Below are 4,638 nucleotides of genomic sequence, written 5' to 3'. Positions count from 1 at the left end.
CGCGCCCATGGCCACGGCGGTCGCCGACGTCGCCGGTGCGCGCCGCGACTACCTCGACGAGTCGGGCGGGCGCTACGTGCACGTCATCGCCGACGGCGGCGTCGGCACCTCGGGCGACATCGTCAAGGCGATCGCGATGGGCGCGGACGCGGTCATGCTCGGCGTGGCGCTGGCGCGGGCGACGGATGCCCCGGGCCGGGGCTTCCACTGGGGTCCCGAGGCCCACCACGCCAAGCTGCCGCGGGGCCGCCGCGTGAAGGTCGACCAGGTCGCGTCGCTCGAAGAGATCCTCTACGGCCCGGCGCCCGTCGCAGACGGCACCGCCAATCTCATCGGGGCTCTCCGCAAGTCGATGGCCACCACCGGATACTCCGACCTCAAGGAATTCCAGCGCGTCGAGGTCGTCGTCGCACCCTACGCCGCGGGATGACCCCTGACGTGACCGACCCCGGACCGGCCCCCGTGGCCGAGCCCGAGGCGTTCCCGCCGACGCTGCGGGAGGTGATGCTGCGCCCCGAGTGGATCGGGATGCTGCTGCTGTGCCTCGTCGTCGCGGGAGTGTTCGCATGGCTCGGGCAATGGCAGCTGGGCCGGGCGATCGACACCGATCCGCCGCCGCCGGGGGCGACAGAGAACGTGCGTCCGCTCGCCGACGTCGCCGCGCCGGGGGAGTACCTCCCCGAGCCGCTCGTCGGGCAGCGCGTGGAGGCGGCCGGCACGTGGGTGCCCGGCGACTTCCTGGTCGTCGAGTCGCGCTTCAACAACGGCGTCGAGGGGTACTGGGTCACCGGCCAGCTGCGGCTCGACGACACCGACGAGCCGACGTCCGTCGCCGTCGCTCTCGGCTGGGCCGCCACCGCGAACAAGGCCGCCCAGGCGGTCGAGCGGCTCGAGTCTGAGGCATCCGGTCGTCCATCGTCGGTCGAGGTGATCGGCCGGCTGATCTCGGACGAGGGGCCGCTGCCTCCTCCTCGCGGCGCAGACCCGCAGACGATGACGCGCATGTCTCCGGCCGCCCTGCTCGGGCGGTGGCACGACGTCGAGGAGCTCGCCGTCTACCGGCCGTACCTGGCTTCGGCCGCGCCGTTCGGGGGGCTCTCCGCGATCGCGTCGCCGGCCCCCGACGAGCAGTCGACCGTCAACTGGCTGAACATCTTCTACGCCGCCGAGTGGGCGGTGTTCGCGGGCTTCGCGTTCTACCTCTGGTACCGCCTGGCGCGCGATGCGTGGGAGCGCGAGCTCGAGGAGTTCGAAGACGCTGCCGGGCCCGAACCCGCGGCATCCTGAGCCGTCCGGCGCCGCGGAATCACGCGGGTAGACTGGACCCCATGCCCCGCGAACCCAAGCTCGCTTCGTTTCCGGCGATCCGCGGAGCCCTGAGGTTCTACCAGATCTGCTCGATCATCACGGGCACCATGCTGCTTCTGCTGCTGGCCGAGATGATCCTCAAGTACACGCCGATCCACGTCGAGCTGTTCGCGGGCGGGTCGGGCGGGTTCCTGTGGTTCGCGCCCGTCATCGCCGGGGCCGACTGCCAGTGGTGGTCGCTGTTCCTCCCGATGACGAACGAATGCGAGATGGTCTCGGTCGGTGACGGCTTCAACATCTCGCTGTTCATCCTCGTGGCCCACGGCTGGTTCTACGTCGTGTATCTGTTCTCGTGCTTCCGCGTGTGGAGCCTCATGCGGTGGCCGTTCGGCCGCTTCATCATGCTCGCGCTCGGCGGCATCGTGCCGTTCCTGTCGTTCTTCATGGAGTCCCGCGTCGCCGGTGAGGTGAGGGGCTACCTCGCACGCCGCGAGGACGCGGAACCGCAGACCCAGACCGAGCACTCGACTCTCACTCACTCGATCCCGACGGAGAACCAGCGTTGACCCAGCAGACCGAGACCTCGCAGCGCCCCGTCCTCGTCGTCGACTTCGGCGCGCAGTACGCGCAGTTGATCGCCCGGCGCGTGCGTGAGGCCGGCGTCTACAGCGAGATCGTCCCGCACACCGCGTCGGCGGCCGACATCGCCGCGAAGAACCCGGTCGGCATCATCCTCTCGGGCGGCCCGTCGTCGGTGTACGAAGAGGGGGCCCCGGCGCTCGACGAGGGTGTGCTCGAGCTCGGCGTGCCGACGCTCGGCATCTGCTACGGCTTCCAGGTGATGGCGCAGCAGCTGGGCGGGGAGGTCGCGCACACCGGACTCCGTGAGTACGGCGCGACGGATGCCGCGGTCACGGGCGACGGCGGCGTGCTGCTGGGCGGGCAGCCGGTCGAGCAGAACGTGTGGATGAGTCACGGCGATCAGGTCGCGCGAGCCCCGGAGGGCTTCGAGGTGCTTGCGTCGACGTCGGCCACGCCGGTCGCCGCGTTCGGGAGCGACGAGCGCCGCCTGTACGGCGTGCAGTGGCATCCCGAGGTCAAGCACACCGACCACGGGCAGAAGGTCATCGAGAACTTCCTCCACAGGGCCGCGGGGCTTCCCGCCGACTGGAACAGCGGCAACGTCATCGCCGAGCAGGTCGAGAAGATCCGCGCTCAGGTCGGGTCGGGCCGGGTGCTGTCGGCCCTGTCGGGCGGCGTCGACTCTGCGGTCTCGACGGCGCTCGTGCACGAGGCCGTGGGCGACCAGCTCGTCGCCGTGTTCGTAGACCACGGGCTGCTGCGCAAGGGCGAGCGCGAGCAGGTCGAGCAGGACTACGTCGCGTCGACCGGTGTGCGCCTGGTCACCGTCGACGCGCGTGAGCAGTTCCTTGACGCGCTTGCCGGCGTCAGCGACCCCGAGCAGAAGCGCAAGATCATCGGCCGCGAGTTCATCCGCGCATTCGAGAAGGTGCAGGCCGACCTCGTCGCCGAGGCGGCCGCCGAGGGCGAGCCCATGCGCTTCCTCGTGCAGGGGACGCTTTACCCCGACGTCGTGGAGTCGGGCGGCGGCAGCGGGACGGCGAACATCAAGAGCCATCACAACGTCGGCGGCCTCCCCGAAGACATCCAGTTCGAGCTCGTCGAGCCGCTGCGCACCCTCTTCAAGGACGAGGTCCGCGCGATCGGCCGCGAGCTCGGCCTGCCGGAGGCGATCGTCGCCCGCCAGCCCTTTCCGGGCCCCGGCCTCGGCATCCGCATCGTGGGTGAGGTCACCGCTGACCGCCTCGAGATTCTGCGCGACGCCGACGCGATCGCGCGCGAGGAGCTGACGAAGGCGGGCCTCGACGGCGAGATCTGGCAGTGCCCGGTCGTGCTGCTCGCCGACGTGCGCTCCGTGGGCGTGCAGGGGGACGGCCGCACCTACGGGCACCCGATCGTGCTGCGCCCGGTGTCGTCCGAAGACGCCATGACCGCCGACTGGACGCGCCTGCCCTACGACGTCTTGTCGAAGATCTCGAACCGCATCACCAACGAGGTGCGCGAGGTCAACCGCGTCGTGCTCGACGTGACCTCGAAGCCGCCGGGGACCATCGAGTGGGAGTGACCCCCGCGCTGCCCGACGCGGACTATGTGCTGCTCGGCAGCCGCATCGCGCTCGGCCTCGACGGAGGGTTTGCAGTCGCGGTGCCGGCGCGGCTGCGCCTGCTCGAGGCATCCGGCGCTCGCGAGCCGCTCATGCTGAGCGTCGACGGGCAGTCGCCCGAGGCCCACGCCGCGCAGCGCCAGGCGTTCGTCGACGGCGGCCACGTGCCCTCCCTCGGTCGCATGCGCAACCTCTTCGACGAGCTGCAGGCCGGCGGCGCGTGGCTGCACGAGGTCGGCGAGTCGGGGAAGCGCACGCCCGGCATCGAGTACCGGACGGTTCAGGATGCCGAAGACCGGGCGGTCGTGTCGCTTCCGGTCTTCGAGAACGACCCCGAGTGGCACCTGCGCGACGCCGCGATCGTGGTGCATGCGCCCGGCGCAGACCGCGTGGTGCGCGGGTTCGGCGGGCTGTACATCGCCTGGCTGTCGCACATCGCGGAGACGCGGCGGGCCGCCGCGGGCGACGCCGACCGGCTGTTCGTGGTGATCTGCGAGTCGCGGCAGATCGGCGAAGCGCTGGTGGAGTGGGATGACCCGCGCGTGCGGCTCGTCCACACCGTGCACAACTCGCATCTGCCCGCACCGTACGACGACCCCGCGGCGCCGGTGAGCGGACTGTGGGAGCGGTGGCTGCGGACGCTCGACCGGTACGACGCGGTCATCTGGCCCACGGCGGCGCAGCGCGACGAGGTGGCCGCGCGGTTCGGCGACCCCGGCACCTTCCACGTTGTGCCGAACACCATCGAGCTCGGTCCCGAACCGGTCGCCGCGCGGGACCCGCGGCGGGTCGTGATGCTCAACCGCCTCGCGCCGCAGAAGCGCGTCGACCTCGCGATCCGCGCGTGGACGCGCGTCGTGGCAGCTGTGCCCGAGGCGCGGCTGGAGGTTTACGGCGACGGCCCGCTGCGCGACGAGCTGCAGCAGCTGATCGGAGAGCTCGGGGTCGCGGCATCCGTGACGTTGAAAGGCGCGACGGACGACCGCGACGCCGTGTTCGACCGCGCGGCGCTGTTCCTCACCTCGACCGCGTTCGAAGGACAGGGCCTGTCGATCGCCGAGGCGCTCGCGCGGGGGCTGCCCGTCGTGTCGACCGACGCGCGCTACGGACCGCGCGAGGCGATCGACCACGCGGGGGTGCTCGTG

5 protein-coding genes are annotated in these 4,638 nt (G+C 71.3%); all 5 read left to right on the top strand.

Annotation, left to right across the window (positions count from 1 at the left end; all coding sequences use genetic code 11):
* A partial coding sequence (locus tag EIO58_RS13035) for an IMP dehydrogenase (protein WP_205789265.1) occupies positions 1-430 on the top strand: 430 nt, incomplete at its 5' end.
* A gap of 74 nt (positions 431-504) precedes the next feature.
* Complete coding sequence (locus EIO58_RS13030; RefSeq protein WP_127819904.1) at positions 505-1,287, top strand: SURF1 family protein; 783 nt, start codon at positions 505-507, stop codon at positions 1,285-1,287.
* Between the two features lie 41 nt (positions 1,288-1,328).
* Complete coding sequence (locus EIO58_RS13025; protein ID WP_127819903.1) at positions 1,329-1,874, top strand: DUF3817 domain-containing protein; 546 nt, start codon at positions 1,329-1,331, stop codon at positions 1,872-1,874.
* Positions 1,871-3,454 (top strand): glutamine-hydrolyzing GMP synthase, encoded by a 1,584-nt coding sequence (gene guaA, locus EIO58_RS13020; protein ID WP_127819902.1) that lies wholly within the window; start codon positions 1,871-1,873, stop codon positions 3,452-3,454. Before EIO58_RS13025 ends, guaA begins: the two co-directional genes overlap by 4 nt.
* On the top strand, positions 3,451-4,638 hold a 1,188-nt coding region (locus EIO58_RS13015), incomplete at its 3' end, for a glycosyltransferase (RefSeq protein ID WP_127819901.1). The genes guaA and EIO58_RS13015, both read left to right, overlap by 4 nt.

The sequence above is a fragment of the Microbacterium sp. CPCC 204701 genome (assembly GCF_004010105.1).
Taxonomy (GTDB): Bacteria; Actinomycetota; Actinomycetes; order Actinomycetales; family Microbacteriaceae; genus Microbacterium.
The sequence above is the reverse complement of the archived record's forward strand: the minus strand, read 5'-3'. Positions and strand labels throughout refer to the sequence as shown.

What these genes read in the sequence shown, in the direction of transcription:
- EIO58_RS13030 (WP_127819904.1), top strand. Translation starts at nt 505, where the DNA reads ATGCTGCGCCCCGAGTGGATCGGGATGCTGCTGCTGTGCCTCGTCGTC.
- EIO58_RS13025 (WP_127819903.1), top strand. Translation starts at nt 1,329, where the DNA reads ATGCCCCGCGAACCCAAGCTCGCTTCGTTTCCGGCGATCCGCGGAGCC.